At 68.9% G+C, this 19,637-nt stretch carries 23 protein-coding genes; 1 reads left to right on the forward strand and 22 read right to left on the reverse strand.

All coding sequences use genetic code 11. The features are described from left to right. Positions 1-4: 4 nt before the first annotated feature. Entirely contained in the window at positions 5-703 is a 699-nt protein-coding gene (locus ACFOPH_RS08685; protein WP_312551429.1) for a CoA transferase subunit A, read from the reverse strand. Between the two features lie 152 nt (positions 704-855). Between ACFOPH_RS08685 and ACFOPH_RS08690 the strand changes: the two genes are divergently transcribed. Beyond that, the gene (locus ACFOPH_RS08690) at positions 856-1,416 is read left to right on the forward strand and encodes a PAS and helix-turn-helix domain-containing protein (protein WP_312551427.1); all 561 of its coding nucleotides are present in this window, start codon (positions 856-858) and stop codon (positions 1,414-1,416) included. Positions 1,417-1,601: 185 nt separating this feature from the next. Here the strand turns inward: ACFOPH_RS08690 and ACFOPH_RS08695 are convergent, their stop codons facing one another. From ACFOPH_RS08695 to ACFOPH_RS08795, 21 genes are all read right to left on the reverse strand, one after another. Beyond that, positions 1,602-2,237, reverse strand: coding sequence for a 4'-phosphopantetheinyl transferase family protein (locus ACFOPH_RS08695; RefSeq protein WP_312551425.1), 636 nt, complete (start codon positions 2,235-2,237; stop codon positions 1,602-1,604). Beyond that, the gene (locus ACFOPH_RS08700) at positions 2,234-2,680 is read right to left on the reverse strand and encodes an excinuclease ATPase subunit (RefSeq protein WP_312551424.1); all 447 of its coding nucleotides are present in this window, start codon (positions 2,678-2,680) and stop codon (positions 2,234-2,236) included. The genes ACFOPH_RS08695 and ACFOPH_RS08700 overlap by 4 nt, the downstream gene beginning before the upstream one ends. Before the next feature lie 70 nt (positions 2,681-2,750). Beyond that, a complete protein-coding gene (locus tag ACFOPH_RS08705) occupies positions 2,751-3,338 on the reverse strand; it encodes a hypothetical protein (RefSeq protein ID WP_312551423.1) in 588 nt (195 codons plus the stop codon). A 14-nt stretch (positions 3,339-3,352) separates the two neighbouring features. Then, entirely contained in the window at positions 3,353-4,591 is a 1,239-nt protein-coding gene (locus ACFOPH_RS08710) for a beta-ketoacyl-ACP synthase (RefSeq protein ID WP_312551422.1), read from the reverse strand. Next, a complete protein-coding gene (gene fabG / locus ACFOPH_RS08715) occupies positions 4,588-5,322 on the reverse strand; it encodes a 3-oxoacyl-ACP reductase FabG (RefSeq protein WP_312551421.1) in 735 nt (244 codons plus the stop codon). The genes ACFOPH_RS08710 and fabG overlap by 4 nt, the downstream gene beginning before the upstream one ends. Next, entirely contained in the window at positions 5,319-5,777 is a 459-nt protein-coding gene (locus tag ACFOPH_RS08720) for an ApeP family dehydratase (RefSeq protein ID WP_312551420.1), read from the reverse strand. Before ACFOPH_RS08720 ends, fabG begins: the two co-directional genes overlap by 4 nt. Further along, positions 5,774-6,955, reverse strand: coding sequence for a beta-ketoacyl-ACP synthase (locus ACFOPH_RS08725; protein WP_312551418.1), 1,182 nt, complete (start codon positions 6,953-6,955; stop codon positions 5,774-5,776). Before ACFOPH_RS08725 ends, ACFOPH_RS08720 begins: the two co-directional genes overlap by 4 nt. 8 nt (positions 6,956-6,963) lie before the next feature. Beyond that, positions 6,964-7,509: a DUF3261 domain-containing protein gene (locus tag ACFOPH_RS08730; RefSeq protein WP_312551416.1), complete on the reverse strand. Its 546-nt coding sequence runs from the start codon at positions 7,507-7,509 to the stop codon at positions 6,964-6,966. After that, entirely contained in the window at positions 7,487-9,850 is a 2,364-nt protein-coding gene (locus tag ACFOPH_RS08735) for an MMPL family transporter (protein WP_379734791.1), read from the reverse strand. The genes ACFOPH_RS08730 and ACFOPH_RS08735 overlap by 23 nt, the downstream gene beginning before the upstream one ends. Then, positions 9,850-10,458: an outer membrane lipoprotein carrier protein LolA gene (locus ACFOPH_RS08740; RefSeq protein WP_379734793.1), complete on the reverse strand. Its 609-nt coding sequence runs from the start codon at positions 10,456-10,458 to the stop codon at positions 9,850-9,852. Before ACFOPH_RS08740 ends, ACFOPH_RS08735 begins: the two co-directional genes overlap by 1 nt. Further along, the gene (locus ACFOPH_RS08745) at positions 10,455-10,889 is read right to left on the reverse strand and encodes an acyl-CoA thioesterase (protein WP_312551410.1); all 435 of its coding nucleotides are present in this window, start codon (positions 10,887-10,889) and stop codon (positions 10,455-10,457) included. The genes ACFOPH_RS08740 and ACFOPH_RS08745 overlap by 4 nt, the downstream gene beginning before the upstream one ends. Next, positions 10,882-12,441, reverse strand: a complete 1,560-nt coding sequence (locus ACFOPH_RS08750; protein ID WP_312551409.1) for an HAL/PAL/TAL family ammonia-lyase — start codon at positions 12,439-12,441, stop codon at positions 10,882-10,884. The genes ACFOPH_RS08745 and ACFOPH_RS08750 overlap by 8 nt, the downstream gene beginning before the upstream one ends. Next, positions 12,428-13,375, reverse strand: coding sequence for an LpxL/LpxP family acyltransferase (locus ACFOPH_RS08755; protein ID WP_379734795.1), 948 nt, complete (start codon positions 13,373-13,375; stop codon positions 12,428-12,430). Before ACFOPH_RS08755 ends, ACFOPH_RS08750 begins: the two co-directional genes overlap by 14 nt. Next, the gene (locus tag ACFOPH_RS08760) at positions 13,366-14,103 is read right to left on the reverse strand and encodes a glycosyltransferase family 2 protein (RefSeq protein ID WP_379734797.1); all 738 of its coding nucleotides are present in this window, start codon (positions 14,101-14,103) and stop codon (positions 13,366-13,368) included. The genes ACFOPH_RS08755 and ACFOPH_RS08760 overlap by 10 nt, the downstream gene beginning before the upstream one ends. A 1-nt stretch (position 14,104) precedes the next feature. Then, positions 14,105-15,181 carry an SAM-dependent methyltransferase gene (locus ACFOPH_RS08765; RefSeq protein ID WP_312554194.1) on the reverse strand — a complete coding sequence of 359 codons (1,077 nt, stop codon included), beginning with the start codon at positions 15,179-15,181 and terminating at the stop codon, positions 14,105-14,107. 6 nt (positions 15,182-15,187) lie between these two features. Next, the gene (locus ACFOPH_RS08770) at positions 15,188-16,891 is read right to left on the reverse strand and encodes an AMP-binding protein (protein ID WP_379734799.1); all 1,704 of its coding nucleotides are present in this window, start codon (positions 16,889-16,891) and stop codon (positions 15,188-15,190) included. Beyond that, positions 16,884-17,429 (reverse strand): COG4648 family protein, encoded by a 546-nt coding sequence (locus ACFOPH_RS08775; RefSeq protein ID WP_379734801.1) that lies wholly within the window; start codon positions 17,427-17,429, stop codon positions 16,884-16,886. The genes ACFOPH_RS08770 and ACFOPH_RS08775 overlap by 8 nt, the downstream gene beginning before the upstream one ends. Positions 17,430-17,433: 4 nt before the next feature. After that, entirely contained in the window at positions 17,434-17,706 is a 273-nt protein-coding gene (locus tag ACFOPH_RS08780) for an acyl carrier protein (RefSeq protein ID WP_312550217.1), read from the reverse strand. A 9-nt stretch (positions 17,707-17,715) separates the two neighbouring features. After that, entirely contained in the window at positions 17,716-17,970 is a 255-nt protein-coding gene (locus ACFOPH_RS08785) for a phosphopantetheine-binding protein (protein ID WP_229436664.1), read from the reverse strand. Beyond that, complete coding sequence (locus tag ACFOPH_RS08790; protein ID WP_312550216.1) at positions 17,963-18,736, reverse strand: lysophospholipid acyltransferase family protein; 774 nt, start codon at positions 18,734-18,736, stop codon at positions 17,963-17,965. The genes ACFOPH_RS08785 and ACFOPH_RS08790 overlap by 8 nt, the downstream gene beginning before the upstream one ends. Next, positions 18,729-19,463 (reverse strand): beta-ketoacyl synthase chain length factor, encoded by a 735-nt coding sequence (locus ACFOPH_RS08795; RefSeq protein ID WP_379734804.1) that lies wholly within the window; start codon positions 19,461-19,463, stop codon positions 18,729-18,731. Before ACFOPH_RS08795 ends, ACFOPH_RS08790 begins: the two co-directional genes overlap by 8 nt. Positions 19,464-19,637 lie beyond the last annotated feature (174 nt).

A 19,637-nucleotide genomic window follows, 5' to 3' on the forward strand; every position in this document is an offset into this window, starting at 1 on the left:
CCGATCAGTTCGTGCGCACGGTGCGCTGTTCGATGCGCTTTTCCGGCGAAGGGTTGTGGACGATGCGGTGCACGAAAATGCTCGGGGTATGCACCTGGTCCGGATCGATCTCGCCGATCTCGACCAGTTCCTCGACTTCCACGATGCAGACCTTGCCTGCGGTGGCCACGTTCGGATTGAAGTTGCGCGCGGTCTTGCGGAACACCAGGTTGCCGGCCTTGTCGGCCTTCCAGGCCTTGACCAGCGAGACGTCGGGCAAGAGCGCGCGTTCCATGACGTAATGCTCGCCGTCGAATTCGCGGGTTTCCTTGCCTTCGGCGACGATGGTGCCGTAGCCGGTCTTGGTAAAGAAAGCCGGGATGCCGGCGCCGCCGGCGCGCAGCTTCTCGGCCAGCGTGCCCTGCGGGGTGAATTCGAGTTCGAGTTCGCCGGCCAGGAACTGGCGTGCGAACTCCTTGTTCTCGCCGACGTAGGAAGCGATCATCTTCCTGATCTGGCGGGTTTCGAGCAGCTGGCCGAGGCCGAAGCCGTCGACGCCCGCATTGTTCGAAATCGCGGTGAGGTTCTTGACGCCCGAATCGCGCAGCGCCTCGATCAGCGCCTCGGGAATGCCGCACAGGCCGAAGCCGCCGACGGCGATCGTCTGACCATCTTGGACGATACCGGCCAGCGCCGATCTCGCATCAGGATACACTTTGTTCATACCCGTCCCTTGTATAGGTTAAGCAAACGCTTTTTATGTACTGCAGAGTAGAGAATCCAGCATAGAATACGCGTCTCGAAAGCACAATACCGTAGAAATACCGGGCCGGAGCAACCCCGCCCCGCTCCCTGTCCCTCACAGGCCTGCACCAGATGAATCCATCATACGCCATCGATTACGAAATGATTTTCCAGCATGCGCCGGTCGGCATGTGCATTTCGGTGAACCGTGTGATCCAGTCCTGCAATGCGGCGCTCGCCGGCATGTTCGGCTATGAGCGCGGCCAGCTCGACGGCCAGTCCTTCGCCGTGCTCTACCCGACGATGGACGAATTCCTGCGCACCGGGGACCGCATCGTGCCGATCATGAACGCGCGTGGCCGCTATTCCGACGAACGGATCATGCGCCGCGGCAACGGCGAACTGTTCTGGTGCCATGTGACCGGACGCGCGCTGAACGCCGCCGAGCCGCTCGGCGCCGGCGTCTGGACCTTCGAGGACGTGAGCGAGAAACGCCCGGTGACGGCGGAACTCACCCCGCGCGAGCGCGAGATCGCGGCGCTGCTGGTGGAAGGGAAAACGAGCAAGGTGATCGCGCGCGAGACCGATCTCAGTCCGCGCACGGTGGAGATGCACCGGGCCAAGCTGATGCGCAAATTCTCGGCCTCGACCTCGTCGGAGCTGGTGCACAAGCTGGTGGGCGTGGCGCGCTAGGGTGTGTCTGGCTGAACGCCGATGAGCGGGAATACAATTGTTGCCGCGACGCGTAGGGTGGGGTTATTGAGGCTGGGGGCCTCAATAACCCCACCCTACTATTGTCATGCGCTAGCTGAACGCGCAAACGGCCCCCGCCCACTCTGCTGGCGGAGCCAAAACGCCTGAATTCAGTCAGATAGCCCCTAGGGGCCTTCGAGGGACACCAGCAAGGGCTGCGGCGCGGCGGGAAGCGGCGCGGCACAGCTCAGCGCGCCGGCCAGGCCGGGGAATGCGAACGGGTAGTCGCCGCCGGGCAGGCGCGCCAGCTTGATATGGGCCTCGTACCGGCACCACAGGCGGTAGAACATCATCATCCGCTCTTCCGGCGGACAAAGGCGCAGGGCCTCGACATCCTGGGGAGAAAAACTCTGTTCGGCCAGCGCCATGACGTCGCGCGCGGGATCGATGCGCTCGATGTCGAGGCCGACTTCGGTGGCGGTGCTCGCCGCGCAGGCCACCCACGAGCCGCTGTGCGAGATGCTGAAGGACACGCCGGCATCGGCCGGACAAACGAGCGCGGGCGCTCTGCCCGGCCTTTCCTCGATCGCCAAGGCTTCGGGGGCCAGGCCGAGCAGCCGGCCCAGCGCCAGGCGCAGCAGTGCGCGCCCGGCGACGAACTGGCGGCGGCGCTCGGCGCGCACGAAACGCGCGAGGCGGGCGCGCTCGGATTCGCCGAGCCAGGCGGCGTAGCGCGTCCAGGCGGACGCGGGCAGCAGCGCGGTGTCGCTCAGCCACACGAGCGTATCGGGCTTCGCCATCGCGCCGCCGGCCTGCTTCACTGCTTGATCTTGACGAAATCGCCCTTGAGCGCGACGCCGGCCATCACCGCGCCTTCATGGCATTCGAATTCGGTCTCGCTCGAATTCTCGATGTTCTTGTAGTTGCTGACGATGTTCACGACGGCGTTCGCGCCCAGTTCCTGGGCACGTGCCTGCAGGCGCAGCATGGCCGACAGGAAGGCCCAGTTGCAGGCGGTCTCGGCCGACTTGCCGAAGGCATTCGTCTTCTGGCTGGTCTGGTCGGTGGAGAGCTTTTGCAGCACCTTCGGGGTCGCCTGCTTGCCGAAGTAGAACTTCACGGAGTCGCCCAGGCGCTCCCTGGCGTTGTTCGCCGACATGGCCGCTTCCAGCGGCAGCATCAGCTTGGTGTCGCGGGCCTGCGCCGGCAGGGTGCTGCCGAAGGCGGCTGCGGTGACGGCGATGCTCAGAATAATTTCTTTCATGTTGTTATTTGCTTTCAAGGATAGTGGGAAGGCGCGGCCCCGCCTGCTGCCGGGCCGCGCCGGCGGAACTTCAGTTCGCGGCAACGGCGTTGTCGTCGGCGCCCGACGGGCCGCCGACCGCGGCGTCGTAGTTGGCGACGATGTAGTTGCTGGCCAGCTGGGCCACGCGGGTCAGCATCATGTTGTCGTTCACACCCAGGGTGAAGCCGCCGCTCATGGCGCTGGAACGCTGGAAGAATTCCGGCGTGGCGACGACCTTGCCGGTCTCGTCGCGGAAGGTCACGCGCATCAGCACGCCCGAGCTGCCGGCCAGCGGCCCCAGGAACACGCGCTTGGTGGTGCTCTTGAACGACATCTCTTCGACGATCGGCTCGACGGTCAGGGTGCGGCCGTTGGCCGGACGGCTGTTCCACTGCTGCAGCGACGGCGCCAGGTTCTTCTCCAGGTTGGCGCCGATCTTCGCCAGCGCGGCCGGGTTGCCGTTGTAGCCGGCCTTGTAGGCCACCGGCTTGACGTCGATGCGGCCATAGGACTTGAAGGCGGTAGCCGGGGCTGGATTGTGGGTGGACGAGGCCTTGATGCTGGTGGCGCAGCCCGTCACCAGCGGCAGTGCAACGACGATCGAGGCTGCCAGCAGTGCGCGGCGGGTAGTTTTCATTCTTGTTTCCCTTCTCAAGTGGTGGAAGAACATCGTTTGAAAATCAACGACGTGTTGATACCGCCGAACGCAAAGTTGTTCGACATGACGTATTCGCAGTCGAGGCTTCGTCCTTCGCCCCGGATATAGTCCAGTTGCCCGCACTGCGGGTCGACCTCGTTCAGGTTCAGGGTCGGCGCGAACCAGCCCTCGCGCATCATCTCGATGCTGAACCAGGCTTCGAGCGCGCCGCAGGCGCCGAGCGTATGGCCCATGTAGCTCTTCAGCGAGCTGATCGGCATACGGCTGCCGAACACCGCGTGCGTGGCCTGGGTCTCGGCCAGGTCGCCCTGGGCGGTCGCGGTGCCGTGGGCGTTGACGTAGCCGATCGCATCCGGCGCCAGGCCCGCGTCCTGCAGCGCCAGCTGCATCGCCACCTGCATCGTCGCCGCGTTGGGCTGGGTGACGTGGGTGCCGTCGCTGTTGGTGCCGAAGCCCACCAGCTCGGCGTAGATGGTGGCGCCGCGCGCCAGGGCGTGCTCGCGCTCCTCCAGGATCAGGCTGCCGGCGCCCTCCCCGATCACCAGGCCGTCGCGTTCGGTGTCGAAGGGACGCGGCGTGGCTTCCGGGGTGTCGTTGCGGGTGCTGGTGGCGAACAGGGTGTCGAACACCGCCGCCTCGGTCGCGCACAGCTCCTCGGCGCCGCCGGCGATCATCGCCACCTGGCGGCCAGCCTTGATCGCCTCGTAGGCGTAGCCGATGCCCTGGCTGCCCGAGGTGCAGGCCGAGGACGTCGTGAACACGCGCCCGGTGAGGCCGAAGAACACGCCGATGTTGACCGGCGCCGTGTGCGCCATCATCTTGATGTAGGTGGTGGCGTTGATACCGCGCGTGGTGCGCTCCTCGATCATGCGGCCGAAGTCGCCGATCGCGCTGGTGGTGCCGGCCGAGGAGCCGAAGGAGACGCCCATCTGGCCGCTGGTGAGCAGCGGATGCTCGAGCAGGCCGGCGTCGATCAGCGCCAGTTCGCTGGCGCGGGTGGCCAGCAGCGCCACGCGTCCCATGCTGCGCGTGGCCTTGCGGTTGTAGCGCTCGGACAGTTCGAAGGGCGCGGCGGGCGCGCCCAGGCGCGTGTTCAGGCCTTCGTAGTCGGCCCAGTCCTGCATCCGCACGATGGCGTTGCGGTATTCGCCGAGGCGGGTGCGCACGCTGGCCCAGTCGTTGCCGAGCGGGCTGATGCCGGCCATGCCGGTGACGACGACGCGGCGGTTCATGCCAGGCCTCCGTTCACCGACAGCACCTGGCGCGTGACGTAGCCGGCGTCGTCCGACATCAGGTAGCTGACCGCCGCCGCCACCTCTTCCGGGCGGCCGACGCGGCGCGCCGGGATCATCTTCAGCGCTTCTTCCATCGGCACCTCGTCGATCATGTCGGTCTCGATCAGGCCGGGCGCGACGCAGTTGACGGTGATGTTGCGCTTGGCCAGTTCCAGCGCCAGCGCCTTGGTGGCGCCGATGATGCCGGCCTTGGCCGCGCTGTAGTTGACCTGGCCGCGGTTGCCGACCAGGCCGGACACCGAGGCCATGGTCACGATGCGGCCGGGCTTGCGGCGCTGGACCATGGGCATCACCAGCGGGTTGAGCACATTGAAGAAGCCGTCGAGATTGGTGCCCAGCACCTGGTCCCACTCTTCGCCGGTCATGGCCGGGAAGGCGGTGTCGCGCGCGACGCCGGCATTCGCCACCACGCCGTAGTAGCAGCCGTGGGCCTCGATGTCGGCCGCCAGCGCGGCGGCCGTGGCCTCGCGTTCGGCGATGTCGAACTGCAGCACGCGGGCCTTGCCGCCGGCCGCTTCGATCTCGGCGGCCACCGCATCCGCCTCAAGACGGCGGCTGCGGCAATGCACCACCACCTGGTAGCCGTCGCGCGCCAGGCGCAGCGCGATCGCCTTGCCGATGCCGCGCGAGGAACCGGTCACCAACACAGTTTTGTCGATACTACTCATTCGGAACTCCGTTGCAAAAACTCTTCAACATGATCGGGTTGGAACACGGTAATCGTGGCGGTCGCCAGCTCGAGACCGCCGTTCGCATCATCGATGCGGCAATCGAAGGCGCCCAGGCCGTTCTCGCCCTGCAGCGCGCGCTGCACGTGGATGTGCAGCACGCTGCCGAGCGCGAACGCCGGCACGGCGCAGGCATAGCGCCGGCTGCCGAGCAGGAAGCCGACGCGCACCGGTTCGCCGCGCTGGCGCGCCGCATGGCCCGCGTGGGCCGCCACCGCCTGCGCCATGTACTCGACGCCGACCCAGGCGCCGACCGCGCCGTCGACCAGGAACATGGTGTCGCGCCGGATCGTCACCTGGGCGGTGAGCGTCTCGGCATCGACCGCCAGCAGGGTGTCGAGCAGCGACATGGCGCCGCTGTGCGGCACCAGGGAATGGATGTCGGGCAGGCTCACTGCATCCTCCCGAACACCAGGGCCGCGTTCGAGCCGCCGAAGGCGAAGGAATTGCTGAGCGCGTAGCGGATCGGCCGCCCCAGGCGGGCGCCGGGCGCCGCCACGTTCAGTGCGGGCAGCGCCGGATCGGGGACGCCATCCCACAGGTGAGGCGGCAGCTTGCCGTCGGGATTATCGTCCTGCATCGCCAGCCAGCAGAACGCCGCCTCCACCGCCCCGGCCGCGCCCAGGGTATGGCCGGTCAAGGGCTTGGTCGAGCTGACCGCGACCCGCTCGCCGAACAGCTCGGCCACCGCGCGCGACTCCATCGCGTCGTTCTGGACCGTCGCGGTGCCGTGCAGGTTGATGTAGTCGATGGCGGACGCTTCGATGCCGGCGCGGCGCAGGGCCTCGCTCATGGCGATGCGCGCCCCGCCGCCGGCCGGATCGGGCGCCGACATGTGGTGCCCGTCCGACGACTCGCCCCAGCCGCACAGGGCAACCGCAGCCGGCTCGCGGCTCATCAGGAACAGCGCGGCGCCCTCGCCCAGGTTAATGCCGTTGCGGCCGGCGCCGAGCGGATTGCAGCGCACGGCGCTGACCGATTCGAGCGCGGAAAAGCCCGCCACCGTGAAGCGGCACAGGGTGTCGACGCCACCGGCGACGACCGCGTCGACCAGGCCCATGCGGATCAGGCGCGCGGCGCTGGCCAGCGCCTTGGCGCTCGATGAGCAGGCGCTCGAATGGACATAGGCCGGGCCTTGGGTGCCGAGTTCGCGCGCCAGCAGCGCGGCCGGCGAGCCCATCTCCTGCTGGCCGTAGTGGAAGTCCTCGGGCAGCGCGCCGGTTTCCAGGTGGGCGGCCAGCGCGGCCTCGGTCGCGCCCACGCCCGAGGTGCTGGTGCCGACGATGACGCCGACACGCGCGGCGCCGTAGCGCGCGATGGCAGCGTCCACCGCGGGACGGATCTGCGCCATGGCGGCCAGGGCCAGCGCATTGTTGCGGCTCCTCAGCGGCAGCGGCAGGTGGCTCACATCCGGCAGCGCGCTCGCGACCTGCCCCAACGGCAGCGGACGGCCGGGCGAGCAGGCGTCCGACACGGTCAGTCCGGACACGGCCTCGTCCAGCAGGCGGCGCTTCAGCGTTTCGCGCTCGTCGCCAAGGGCGCAGACGAGCGCGCAGTCGTTCAGGTAAAGCATTGCGGACCTCATTCGGTGGCCGACACGATGGTCAGCCGGTATTGGTAGCGCCGGTTGTCCAGCACCGCGGTGCCCTGCCAGCGCGGCGTCCCGCTGTAGGTGATGGTGGCCACCACCTCGCCGTCCAGGCGCAGCGTGCGGCGCAGGCCCTGCTCTTCGATCTTCCAGCCGGGCGGCAGCGCCTTGGCGATCGCCTCGACCGGCCACAGGGTCAGCTGCACGTCTTCCAGCACGTCGGCCGCGCGCACCTGGCTCGGCAGCATCGGGTGGCGCCACTCGGTCAGTTCACGGCCGTCGTACTGCAGGCTCAGGACGCGCATGCCGAGCGCCAGCCCGACCAGGTTGACCTTGGCGGAATCGACTTCCAGCGCGGCGTCGAGGTCGTTCGTTGCACTGCCGCGCTGCACCGTCAGGTGCTGCTGCACGCTGATGGTTTCGCCGAGCGCCGCCGGCGCCAGGCGCAGGCCCAGGCGCGCCGGGCCGGTTTCCTTGGTCGCGCAGCCTGCCAGGGCGGCACACAATACGAAAGCCTTAAGCCAGGACAGCCGATACATGAGGTTCCTCCTTGGTCACGGTAAAGCAGGGAGCGCCGAGCCAGACCAGCGCGGTGCCGAGCAGCATGGTGAGACCGAAAGCCTGCAGCGCCGGGGTGCCGGACAGGCCCAGCAGGCCGAACCCGAGCAGGGTGCTGGCCGCCGACAGGCCGACCGCGAGCCAGGGCGCATCGGTGCCGCGCTCGTGCTCCTCCTGCATGAAGATGCCGTAGTCGACGCCGACACCCAGCAGCAGCATCAGCGCCAGCACGTGGAACAACTGCAGGCCCTGGCCGACATACCCGAGCAGCGCCAGGGTCAGGGCGCTGGCCAGCGCGGTCGGCGCCAGCACGCGCCAGGTGCGGCCGCGGTAGCGCGGCAGCAGCACCACGAACACGACCGCGTAGGCGGCCAGCACCACCCAGCCCATGTAGGCGCGGTAGCGGCCCAGCACCGAGGAGATGCCGCCGACCTTGTCGACCCACTGCACGCCCTCCATGCCCTCCGCGGCGCGGCCCAGCACGGGAATCGAGGCATATTGCATGCCGCGCAGGCCGACGATGCTGGCGTAGACGCCGTCTACCTTGCCCAGCCAGAGGTGGCGCCAGGGCTCGCTGGCCTGGGCGCGCATGAAGGCCTCCAGGCGCATCGGCGCGGCGGTGCTGCGCAGGTGCGCGGCCGTTTGCGCGGCCCAGTCGGCGTCTTCGCCGATCTCGCGCGCCAGCGCCGCCAGCGGACCGTTCGCGCCCAGCAGTTTGGCGTCGACCAGGGCCAGGCGCTCGGCCTGGGCGCGCGCGGACGGCACCCAGTTCGACAGCGCCTGGTAACCGGCGATATGGCCTTCCTCGACCAACGGATCGAGACGGCGCTTGAGCGCCTCCTCGCGCTGCAGCACCTCATCAGGCGAGCCGCCGCGCACCAGGTAGTACTGGACCGGACTCGGCGCGTCGAGCAGCTTGCCGAGCTTGATCTGGTCGCTCACCAGCGCGGCCGGCGAGGATTGCAGCGAGCGGATGTCGTCGTTGGTCTTCAGGCGCGACCAGCCCAGCGCCACGAACACGCCGAGCAGCGCGGCCAGCACCAGGGTCAGCGGCCCGTTCGAGAAGCGCGGCCACCTCGCTATGACGACGCGGTAGCGGCGCGCGATCGGGCCGGCGCGCAGGGTGTCGGCCTTGATCAGCAGCGGGAACCAGCACACCACGGTCAGCCAGGCGAACACGAGGCCCAGTGCCGAGAACACCGCCATGTGGCGCAGGCCTGGGAAAGGCGTGAGCGCCAGGCCCATGTAGCCGATCACGGCGGCCAGCAGGGTCAGGCCCAGGCCGGGCAGCAGGCGGCGCAGCAGGCGCGGCGAATCGAGCCCGCGGTCGGCGCCGAGCCGGTGGCAGAGGAAATAGATGCCGTAGTCCTGGGCCACGCCGATCAGGCTGGCGCCGAAGACCAGGGTCAGCAGGTGGATCCGCCCGAACAGCAGCCAGCAAACCGAGAGCGCGCCCAGGAAGCCGACGCCGATCGCCAGCAGGGTCAGGCCGATCGGTTTCACCGAGCGGAAGGTCAGCCAGGTGAGCAGCACGATGCCGATCAGCGAGCCGAGCCCGATGGTATGCACTTCGCGGCTGGCCTGGCTGCCGGCGGCCGCCGCGTGCAGCACCACGCCGGCCTTGATCACCTCGGCCGCGGGCACGGCCTGGCGCACGGCCTGGGTGGCCTCATCCAGCAGCGGCACCACGCGCTGCTGGGCGCCCAGCGAGAAGGCCGAGGGTTTCATCGTATAGGTGAGCAGGACGTACTGGCGCCCTTCCCCGGCGACGAACAGGCGGCCGTCGCGCGGACGCACCGGGGTCTCGCCGGCACGTTCCTGGGCCCAGCCGGCAAACAGGCCGAAGGGGTCGTCGCGGAAGGCGCCCAGCTTCGGTCCGGAGAAGGCGCTGTACAGGCGCGCCAGCGCATTGCCGGTCCAGAACGCGGCCGGCTCCTCGCGCAGCTGCTTTTCCTGGGCCGCGCCGAGCAGCAGCGTGGCGTGCGGCTGCAGGCCGGCCAGCCAGTTGGCCTGGCCCTCCTCGCCCACGGTGTCGAGCGCGATCAGTTCGGCATGCGGCGCCAGCACCGCGCGGAAAGCATCGGCGGCGTGTCCGGCATCAATCCACTCGCGCGCGCCGACCAGCACCACCACGCGCTGCTGGGCGCTGTCGACCATGTGGGTGAAGGATTCCTGCAGCACCGCGTCGCGCTCTTCCAGCGGCAGCAGCGCCAGGATGTCGGTATCGGGCACGACGCGCTTGCCCAGCCACAGCCAGGCGTTGTGCCCGACCAGCAGGCAGACGATCAGCGCCCACAGGAGCGCCAGGCGCTTGTGCGTCATCACAGCAGCGCCGCCTCTTCAGGCAAGACCGCGCCGGGGCCGGTCTTGATGTCGGTGAAGCTGATGTCGGTGCGGTCGCCGCTCTCCTCGACCATGCGGATGCCGCGCACGTAGGCGCCGCCGTCGAGCGAAATGGCGCCGATCGCGCGCGCCAGCGCCGGACTGCGCGCCTTGAGCGTCACCTTCCAGGAATCGCCCGCGACCGATCCGTCGACCTCGAACAGGGAATCGAGCTGGCCCAGGTCGCCGGCCAGCAGCGAGAACAGCACGCCGTTGATCATGCGTACCGTCGGCTCCTGGCTGGCATCGAGGCGCATGGACACGCGCTCGCCCTGCAGGTGGACGATCTCGTCGCGCTTCAGGCGCAGTGTGTTCGGGAAGGGTTTCAGCGTGCGCCACAGCACGCCCTTGCCGGCGACGACGCAGAAGCGTCCGCTCGAGGCCAATGGCTTCTTCATGCCGGCGAGCCGCTTGGTCTGCTCGAAGCGGCCGCACAGCTGCTCGGGCTTGGCCAGCATGGACTGGATCTTAGTGATAGGTGCTGCCGCGTTGGCACCGCCGCCGATGGCGGCGGTCGCCAACACGACAAAGGCGAGGATTCGTTTCATGGTGCCTGTACTCCAAGCTTCTCGAAAAGGATGGGGGGCGAGACGAAGCACATCTCGCCGCTGGCGATATCGACCGCCACCTGCGTGGTGGTGGCGCGGTTCAGGCGCTTGCCGCTGTCCGCATCCAGGATCAGGTAATCGATGCGCAGGCGGTTTTCCCACTCGACGATCTCGGCACGCAGCAGCAGGCGCTGGCCGAAGGTGGCGGGACCGGCATAGCGCAGGTTCATCTCGATGATCGGCCACATGTAGCCGGAGTCCTTCATCTGCTCGTAGTTGTAGCCGATCCTGTCGAGCAGCGCGCAGCGGGCGACCTCGAGGTACTTGACGTAGTTGCCGTGCCAGACGATCTGCATCGGATCCAGGTCGAAGAACTGCACCTGCATCTCGACCTCGGCCGACCAGCGGCTCGGGCTCTTCGCCTTACGCATACAGGCTCCAGGCCTGGTCGCGGATGCGGCCCAGCAGCAGCTGCAGCTCGCGGTCGAGGCGGCGGTCTTCCAGCACCGGCGCCACATCCTGGCCCAGCAGCGCCATCATGCGCGCCAGCGGCGCCGGCAACGCGCGCTGCGTATCCACGCGCTGGCGCAGCCAGACGCCCTGGCGCACCGTGACCAGCAGGCTTGCCGCAACCTGCTCGGTCAGCTCGAGCACGCGCAGGCAGTCGCGCGCGGCGATCGTGCCCATGCTGACCTTGTCCTGGTTATGGCACTCGGTCGAGCGCGAGAAGACCGAGGCCGGCATGGTCAGCTTCAGGGCTTCCGCGGTCCAGGCCGAGGCGCTGATCTGCAGGGCCTTCAGGCCATGGTTGATCGCGGCGCGCTCGCCCTCGATGCCGGTCAGGTTGGCCGGCAGGCCCCCGTTGTAGCGGGCGTCGACCAGCAGCGCCATCTGGCGGTCCAGCAGGTCGGCCAGGTTCGCCACCGCATTCTTCATGCCATCCATCGCAAAGGCGATGTGGCCGCCGTAGAAGTGGCCGCCGTGCAGCACGCGTTCGCCTTCGGCATCGATGATCGGGTTGTCGTTGGCGCTGTTCAGTTCATTCTCGATGGCGTCGCGGAAGAACGGCAGTGCGTCGGCCAGGACGCCGATCACATGCGGCGCGCAGCGGATCGAGTAGCGGTCCTGCAGGCGCTTGCCGTTGCGCTCGCGCTGGCCGGCGTATTCCAGGTCCTGGCGCAGCCAGGCGGCCACGCCCTGCATGCCGGCGTGCGGCTTGACCGAGAACAGGGTCTCGTCGAAATGGTGATCGTTGCCGTCCAGCGCGAACGAGGCCAGCGCGGTGATGCGCGTGACCAGGCGCGTCAGGTACTCGGCGCGGTCCCAGGCCAGGCAGGCGAGACCCGTCATGACGGCGGTGCCGTTCATGATCGCCAGTCCCTCCTTCGGGCGCAGACGCAGCGGCGTGATGCCGGCGTCCGGCAGCGCCTGGGCGGCCGGCACCTGCACGCCGTCGCGCAGCACCTCGCGCTCGCCGCACAGCACGGCCGCGAGGTAGGACAAGGGGGTCAGGTCGCCGCTGGCGCCGACCGAACCTTCGCTCGGGATCAGCGGCAACAGGCCGGCATCGAACAGGCGCACGATCTGCTCGAGCAGGCCGACGCTGACGCCGGAAAAGCCTTTCGACAGCGAGGCCAGGCGCGCGGCCATCACGGCGCGCGTCTGCGCCGGGGTCAGATACGCGCCGAGGCCGCAGCCGTGATAGGTGTAGAGGTGGTGCGGCAATTCCGGCACCAGCGACATCGGGACCGGCACGGTGCAGGAGTCGCCGTAGCCGGTGGTCACGCCATAGATGGCGCCATCCTCGCGCAGCAGGCGGTCGAGGAAGTCGGCGCCGCGCGCGATCGCCGCGCGAAAAGCCGGGTCGCTGGAGAGTTCCGGACGGGCGCTGCCGCGTGCGATGTCGACGATGTCGCGCAGCGCCAGGCGCTCGCGGTCGAAGCGCACGGCGCGCTGGGGAGTCTTCAGGTCAGTGAGCTGCATGGGGACGTTCCGATCCGGGCAAATGCCAAAAGTCGTAGAAGTTGAACCACTCGAGCGGCGCGCTGCGCACGTGGCGCTCGAGACGGGCGGCGTAGTCGCCGGCCAGTTCCGCCAGCGCGGCGTCGCGCTCGCGGCGCGGCAGGCTGACCGTTTCGCGCAGGCGCTCGAAGTGGAGTTCGTAGTTGTCGCCCTGGCGCAGGGCGAACATGGTGTACAGCGGGCAGCCGAGCACCGAGGCCATCACGTAGGGGCCGACCGGGAAGGCCGCGCTCTGCCCAAGGAAAGGGGCGAGCGCAACGCGCGGATTGTGGGACACCGGCACGCGGTCGCCGGCGATGACGACGAACTCGCCCTGGGCGATGCGTTCGGACAGCGCCATCGCCATCGCCGGCGTCATCTCGGTCACCTGCATCAGGTTGAGCTGGCTGCGCGGGTCGAGTTTGGCTAGCATGTTGTTGAAAGCCTGGGCGTGGCGGGTGTGCACCAGCACCGTGATCTTCAGGCCCGGCGTGCGCAGTGACAGCGCGCGGCACAGGTCGAGGTTGCCGAGGTGGGCGCAGACCAGCAGCGCGCCCTGGCGCGCGCGGATGCGCTGCAGCAGCGGCTCGGCGCCGTGCACGCTCACGCGCGAAAAATCGAACAGGCCGCCCCAGAGCAGCATCTTGTCGAGGATGGCGTCGGCGAAAGCGCCGAAATGGCGCAGTACGCCCATCAGGCCGGCGGGCGCGCCAACGCGTCGCAGGTAGTCCTGCGAGACCCGGCGTGCGCGGCCCTGGGTCGCCACGTACCACAGCAGCACCGGATACAGCACGACGCGGAAGGGCCAGCGCCCGAACACCCGGCAGACCCAGAACAGCAGGCGCATGCCGGCCACGAAGCTCGCTTCGTTGATGGCGGCCCAATGGCGCGTGTCCTTGGCCGGGCTCAGCGCCATTTGCGCACCAGCAGCGAGGGAATGCGCGGCAGCATGCCGAAGAACAGCGCCACGTGCAGGCGCGTGATCAGGACGTTGTCGGTCCAGGCCTTGAAGTGCGAAATGCCGTCTTCCGGGTAACCTACCTTCGTCGGCAGGTTCACCACCTCGACGCCGTCCCAGTACAGGCGCACGAGGATCTCGATGTCGAAGTTCATGCGCAGGCCGAGGCGGCGGCGCCTGGCCAGCGCCAGCACCGGCGCTACCGGGTAGACCCGGAAGCCGCACATCGAGTCGCGGATCGCCAGCGACAGCGTGTTGATCCAGACCCAGACGTGGGTCAGGTAGCGCGCGTACAGGCGCAGCGCCGGCACCGACTCGTCGTACAGCGGGCAGCCGGCAACCACCGCCTGCGGCCGGGCGCGCGCGGCGTCGAGGAAGCGCGGGATGTCGCCCACCGCATGCTGGCCGTCGGCGTCGACCTGCAGCACGTGGCTGTAGCCGTCGCGCGCGGCGCGCGCGAAGCCGCTCAGGACCGCCCCGCCCTTGCCCTGGTTGACGGCGTGGCGCTCCAGCACCACGCGGCCCGGGTGGGCGGCGGCCAGGGCGTCGAGCACGGCGGCGCAGCCGGGCGAGCTGCCGTCGTCGACCAGGATGCAGGGCAGGCCGTGCGCCAGCACCTGGTCCAGCACCTTGCCGATCGCGTGCTCGTGGTTATAGACCGGGATGACGACACAGGGAGCGAACACGTCAGGCCGCCTTTGCGAAGCGCAGCAGCGAGTGGCAGTAGCCGATGCCGTCGCGCGCGGTCACCAGCTCCAGGCCGGCTTCCTGCGCCAGGCGGATGTAGTCGCCGCTTTCGTAGACCTTGCTGTTGCCGCTGGCGAGGTTGTTGAAGTACGGCGAGGTGTTGATCAGGCAGTAGGCCGCGATGTCGTAGCGCTGGCGGTCCCAGAAGGTGTCCATCACCAGCACCTGGCCGCGCGGCGCCAGCGCCGCGGCGACGCGCCGGAAGATGCTGGCGATCGCTTCTTCCGAGAAGCAGCTCAGGAACTGGCTCATCCAGATCAGGTCCATCTCGGCCGGCAGCGGCCTGGCGTAATCGAGCAGGTCGGTCGGGTGCAGTTGCGCACGCTCGCGCAGGCCGGCTTCGATCAGCCTGGACTCGGCCACGGCGAGCTGGCCCGGCAGGTCGACCAGGTGCAGCTTGACGGCGTCATTCGCCGCCAGCGCCGCCAGCGTGAACTTGCCGGTGTTGGCGCCGATGTCCATCACGCGCTTGGGCGCGGTCGCGAACACGTCCGGCATGATCTCCGGGAACGAGGTGTCCGAATAATAGTGATCGAAGGCGAGCCAGCTGGTGCGCGCCGGCTCCGGCAGCTGCGACAGGCCCTGGTACAGGGTCGGCCAGTCGCCGAACACTTTCAGGCCCAGCGGCTTTTCCGCGTCCAGCGTTCGTTCCAGGTCGAACAGCGCCTGGTAGCAGACGTCGTGGTTGAAGTCGATGTTGACCTGGGTGATCGGGTCGGTCAGGACCACGAACCCCGTCTTGTCGAGCACATAGCGGCCTTCGCTCAGGTAGACCACGCCGGCCGACAGGCAGGTCTCCAGCACCACTTTCAGCACATAAGGGGTCCAGCGCCCGCCCTGCGCCAGCTCCTCGACCGACAGGCCGGTGTCGCCGGCGTCGGCGATCGCCTGCAGCATGCCGCGCTTCCAGGCGTAGCGCACGCACTGGAACACCACCGGGCCATAGGCGATCTTCTGCGCCTCGAAGCGGGCTTCGAACGCACTCTGGCGCTGCGGCGAAAATTTTTTGTTCAACATGCTGGTTCAGGTCCCAAGGAGTACGCGGCCGCTCGCATGCGCGCCCGCTTCGGAGAAATAGCGAAAATTCAGGCTGCCCTTGGCGGCGTCGTGCACCAGTTCGAGCCGCACCGGCTGTCCGGGCCGGATCATCTGCTGGAATTTCAGGGCATTGATGCCGGCGAAGCCGCCCGGGAGGCCCAGGTAGTGGCGGCCGTAATGGATGGCCCAATCGACCTGGACCACGCCCGGCAGCACCGGCGCGACCGTGAAATGGCCGTCGAAATACAGCAGCTCGGCCGGCACCGTCAGCTCCAGCAGCACACGGGCCGGCTCCTGTTCCAGCAGGCGCAGCGCCGGATGGCGCGGGCGTTCGGCGGCGCCGTCGAGCAGGGCCAGCAACTCGGCCTGGGTGGTCTTGCCCTGGGCATTCACCGGCAAACGGTCCAGGTAGCGCCAGCGCCGCGGCAGGGCTACCGCTTCCAGGCTCGGCGCCAGCAGCGTGCGCAGGCGCTGGTTCAGCGCGTTCTTGCCGCCCTCCTCCAGCAGCGCCGTGCCGGCGGTGGCGGGCACCACGAAGGCGGCCAGCGCCTGGCGCGCCGTGCCGGTCTCGGGACAGGCCAGCACCCGCGCCTCGCGCACCAGGCCGGTCGCCAGCAAGGCCTGCTCGACCGCATCGAGCGAGATCCGCTTTTCCTCGATCTTGACGATGCGGTCGGCGCGGCCGCGCAGCAGGAAGCGCCCGCCGTCCAGCGCTTCGACGCGGTCGGACTGGCGCTGCCAGCCTGGCCCCGCCTGCACCGAGTTCACCTCGAGCAGGCCCTCGGCATCGACGCGCCAGGCCACGCCGGGCAAGGGCGTCCAACCCTCGTCGGCGGCTTCCCCGCGCCGGCGCCAGGCGACGCCGCCGGTTTCCGAGCTGCCGTAGACTTCGATCGGCGCGCGGCCGAGCAGCGCGCGCGCGTGCAGGCTGGCACCCGCTTCGAGCATGCCGCCGGACGAGAACACGGCACGCAGCCGGCCGCGTGCGCGGCCCCAGTCGAGGTGCTCGGGCAGGCGCTTCAGGTGCGCCGGGCTGGCCAGCAGCAGGCAGGGACGCAGGGCCAGCGCCTCGACCAGGGTTTCGGGGAATTCGTGGCGCTCGGCGTGGATCGCGCGTCCGGCGAGCAAGGGCCACAGGACGCGGAACAGCAGGCCGTAGATGTGCTGGTGCGAGACCGTCGCCAGCACATCAAGCCCGCCCAGCCCGGGTCCGAACTGGGCGTCCAGCGCCTCGACTTCGCCCAGCAGCTGCGCGAGCTGCTTGCGGATCGGCGTGGGCGCGCCGGTGCTGCCCGAGGTGTAGACCACCATCGCCGGGAAGTCCGGCGCCGGGGCGTCCCAGGGAGCGCGGCAGTCGTCGCCGTCGGCCGGCGCACTCGGCGCCCAGGAATCGGGGAAGCTGCCCCAGAAGGCGCCGACCTCGCCGGCCAATGCGGCGCAGCTGGCCGGCAAGGCGTCGGCGGTCATCCACACGGTCTTGCCGGACAGCCAGGCGCCCAGCAACGCGGCCGCGAACTCCAGGCTGTCGTCATGGAACAGCGCGACCTGGGTCGCTTCGGTGCGGCGCCCGAGCGCTTTCCAGGCGCGCACGCGGCCCAGCAAGGCGCCGTGGCGCACGGCGTCGCCGCCGCGCCAGCCGGCCAGCGCGAGCGGGTCGCGCGCGGCGATACGGGCAAAGAACTCAGACATGATGCAGCCGCTTGAAACGCATGCGCAGCAGGTATTCGCCGCCGAACATCAAACCCATCAGCACGTAGGAGACGACGCCCGTGTAGAGCGACCAGACGGCTTCCGGGGAAAACAGCGCGGTGCCCAGGGCGATGGCGCCGTTCACGACGAAGAAAGCGCACCAGGCCTGGGTCACGCGCCGGGTATAGGCCACCGCCGCGGGCGGCAGCTCCGGCTCGCGCAGGCGCGCCAGGCGCTCCACCATCGACGGGCCGGACACCAGGCTGTAGCCGAAGGCCGCCAGCAGCGCGCCGTTGACCAGTACCGGATAGAGCTTGAGCGGCAGCACCGCGTTCGAGGCGACGGCAAGGGCCACCAGCGCCAGCGCGCCGGCTGCCGACCAGCGCGCCGAGGCGTTCAGCTTGAGCGCCGGCAGCCGGGTGGCCACGGTCAGCAGCAAGAGGCCGGCCAGCCAGCGCGGCTCGATGCTGCCGTGGCCGAGCCAGATCGCCAGCGGATACAGCAGCGTCAGCGCGGCCGCCAGGACATTCCAGGCCACGTACTTAAGCCGCCTGCTCTTCGGCCAGGCCCAGCAGCGCGTTGACGACGTCGTCGATGGTGCGGATGGTCTTGAACACTTCCGGCTGCAGACGCTTGCCGGTCATCTGCTTGAGCTTCACGGCCAGGTCGACCGCGTCGATGCTGTCGATGTCGAGATCGGCGTACAGGTTCGACGCCGGGGTCAGCGCGTCGCGGTCCAGCTCGAACATCTCGGCCAGCAGGTCGGCGATCCAGACAAACAGTTGGTCGCGGTTCATATCGTTAATGACTACCATGGCCTTCTCCTACTTCTTGCGGTTAGCTTCAATCATCGCTGCCAGCGCGCGCACCGATGCGAAATGACGGCGCGTCTCCTGCGATTCGGCCGACAGGGTGATGCCGTAGCGCTTCTGCAGCGCCACGCCGATTTCCAGCGCGTCGATCGAGTCCAGCCCCAGCCCTTCCACGAACAGCGGCGCCTCGCTGTCGATGTCGGCGGGGGCAATGTCCTCGAGCTGGAGGACATCGATGATCAGTTCCTTCACTTCCTGTTCAAGCATGTTGCTGGCCTTCTTCCATAAAATAACGTTGCAGGTATTCGGTCAGGCGGCGTGCCGCCATCACCTCGCTGACGCCGGGCGCCGCGAAGCGCTCGACCCCGATGTCGTCCTTGACCTCGATGCAAAAACGCGCCTGGCGCGGCGGGACATGCCACCACTTGTCGCCCTTGCCCAAGGTCGGCGGCTCGCAGCGGATCAGTACCGGCGTGACCGCGCGCGCGCCGCGCACCGCGATATTGGCCGCGCCGCGCTTGAGCTCCACGGCGCCGTCGCGCGGCGTGCGCGTGCCCTCCGGGAAGATGATCAGGTTGCCGCCGGCGTGCAGCGAGGCGATGCAGTCCTCGACCAGTTCCGGACCGCGGTCGTTGCAGATGTAGCGCGCCGCCCGCACCGGGCCGCGCGTGAAGGGATTGCTCGACAGTCCGCCCTTGACGATGCAGTCGGCGTTGCGCACGAAAGCGATCAGGAACACGGTGTCGATCAGGGTCGGATGATTGGCGAGGATCAGCTGGCCTTCGCGGTCCAGCTTCTCGATGCCGCGTACTTCGTAGCGCAGCACGCCCAGCAGGCGCATGATGCCGACAAAGGCGCGGAAGCTGAGGCGGATGACGGCGCGCGCGGCGCGCATGCGGGCGTCGATATCGCGCACGCACAGCGCCAGCAGCGGGAACACCAGCACCCGCAGCAGCAGGCCGCCGAGGCCGAACAGCGCGAAACTCAGGCCGGTCGCGACCACCCGCCAGCCGAGGCAGGCCTTGTCAAGCATCGCGGCTCCAGGTCCAGCGCTGGCCGCAGGCGTGGCGCACCAGGGGCGCGCCCTGCCCTTGCGCCAACTGGAAGCGCAGCACGTCCAGGCCGCCCGGGATGCGGGTGGCCGCTCCTTCTCCGGCGCTCCACGACAGGCGTACCGCATCGGGGCCGGCCGGGACCATCGCCCAGGCGAAGGCCCATGGCTGTTCGTCGCAATCCTCGAAGCGGGACAGCAGGCTTGGAAGCGGCTCGTCGCAGGCCACAAGCAGCACCATGGGCGCGCCGTCGGCGAGCAGGCCGCAGGCCTCGATCACCGCATGCTCGATGCTCGCCTGGCCGCCGGCCAGGGCGATGTGGTTGGCGCGGTCGGCGCGCGCGATCGAGAACAGGCCGGCGCTGGCATTGTGCACGGCCAGGCCGAAGGCGGTCGGCGACAAGGGCTCGGCGCGCGCCAGGTCGCCCAACAGGTCGACGGCGCGTCCGACTTCGCCATGGCGCGAGCAGAACACGGTCGGAACGTCGGTCTCCTGGCCCAGGCATTCGTAGGCGACTTCCAGCGCCATGCGGCCGAGGAAGCCGGCGCGGCGGCGCAGCATCGCCGGCATCCGCGGCACCTTCGGCTCTTCCCCGCGCGCCAGCGGCCAGGGCGCATCGGCCCAGGCAGCCCATTGCTCGGGCGAGGTCACGCCGGGTGCCCACGCGGCATGCCGGGCGATGGAAAATGCGACCTCGTGTTTAGACATAATCGAACCGGCAGTGGAAAGACATGTGCGCAAGCGTGCGCCGTCAGTTATTGAACGGAATTATAATCGGCGGCCTTGCTTGTAGGAACAGTCCTGCAAAAAGCGGCGTTGTTTTGCAACACTGTCATGCAGGGCGGATGACTGCCGGCCCACGGGCGACACGCGGCCTGCGCC

It is taken from the genome of Massilia haematophila (genome assembly GCF_042647645.1).
Classification (GTDB): Bacteria; Pseudomonadota; Gammaproteobacteria; order Burkholderiales; family Burkholderiaceae_D; genus Telluria; species Telluria haematophila.

Bases quoted from the DNA above. Each gene is read 5' to 3' on its own strand.
- ACFOPH_RS08685 (WP_312551429.1), bottom strand. From the start codon at position 703: ATGAACAAAGTGTATCCTGATGCGAGATCGGCGCTGGCCGGTATCGTC.
- ACFOPH_RS08750 (WP_312551409.1), bottom strand. From the start codon at position 12,441: ATGCAGCTCACTGACCTGAAGACTCCCCAGCGCGCCGTGCGCTTCGAC.
- ACFOPH_RS08735 (WP_379734791.1), bottom strand. From the start codon at position 9,850: ATGACGCACAAGCGCCTGGCGCTCCTGTGGGCGCTGATCGTCTGCCTG.
- ACFOPH_RS08740 (WP_379734793.1), bottom strand. From the start codon at position 10,458: ATGAAACGAATCCTCGCCTTTGTCGTGTTGGCGACCGCCGCCATCGGC.
- fabG (WP_312551421.1), bottom strand. From the start codon at position 5,322: ATGAGTAGTATCGACAAAACTGTGTTGGTGACCGGTTCCTCGCGCGGC.
- ACFOPH_RS08790 (WP_312550216.1), bottom strand. From the start codon at position 18,736: ATGCTTGACAAGGCCTGCCTCGGCTGGCGGGTGGTCGCGACCGGCCTG.
- ACFOPH_RS08795 (WP_379734804.1), bottom strand. From the start codon at position 19,463: ATGTCTAAACACGAGGTCGCATTTTCCATCGCCCGGCATGCCGCGTGG.
- ACFOPH_RS08755 (WP_379734795.1), bottom strand. From the start codon at position 13,375: ATGGCGCTGAGCCCGGCCAAGGACACGCGCCATTGGGCCGCCATCAAC.
- ACFOPH_RS08700 (WP_312551424.1), bottom strand. From the start codon at position 2,680: ATGAAAGAAATTATTCTGAGCATCGCCGTCACCGCAGCCGCCTTCGGC.
- ACFOPH_RS08765 (WP_312554194.1), bottom strand. From the start codon at position 15,181: ATGTTGAACAAAAAATTTTCGCCGCAGCGCCAGAGTGCGTTCGAAGCC.
- ACFOPH_RS08690 (WP_312551427.1), top strand. From the start codon at position 856: ATGAATCCATCATACGCCATCGATTACGAAATGATTTTCCAGCATGCG.
- ACFOPH_RS08705 (WP_312551423.1), bottom strand. From the start codon at position 3,338: ATGAAAACTACCCGCCGCGCACTGCTGGCAGCCTCGATCGTCGTTGCA.
- ACFOPH_RS08780 (WP_312550217.1), bottom strand. From the start codon at position 17,706: ATGGTAGTCATTAACGATATGAACCGCGACCAACTGTTTGTCTGGATC.
- ACFOPH_RS08785 (WP_229436664.1), bottom strand. From the start codon at position 17,970: ATGCTTGAACAGGAAGTGAAGGAACTGATCATCGATGTCCTCCAGCTC.
- ACFOPH_RS08710 (WP_312551422.1), bottom strand. From the start codon at position 4,591: ATGAACCGCCGCGTCGTCGTCACCGGCATGGCCGGCATCAGCCCGCTC.
- ACFOPH_RS08725 (WP_312551418.1), bottom strand. From the start codon at position 6,955: ATGCTTTACCTGAACGACTGCGCGCTCGTCTGCGCCCTTGGCGACGAG.
- ACFOPH_RS08745 (WP_312551410.1), bottom strand. From the start codon at position 10,889: ATGCGTAAGGCGAAGAGCCCGAGCCGCTGGTCGGCCGAGGTCGAGATG.
- ACFOPH_RS08770 (WP_379734799.1), bottom strand. From the start codon at position 16,891: ATGTCTGAGTTCTTTGCCCGTATCGCCGCGCGCGACCCGCTCGCGCTG.
- ACFOPH_RS08730 (WP_312551416.1), bottom strand. From the start codon at position 7,509: ATGTATCGGCTGTCCTGGCTTAAGGCTTTCGTATTGTGTGCCGCCCTG.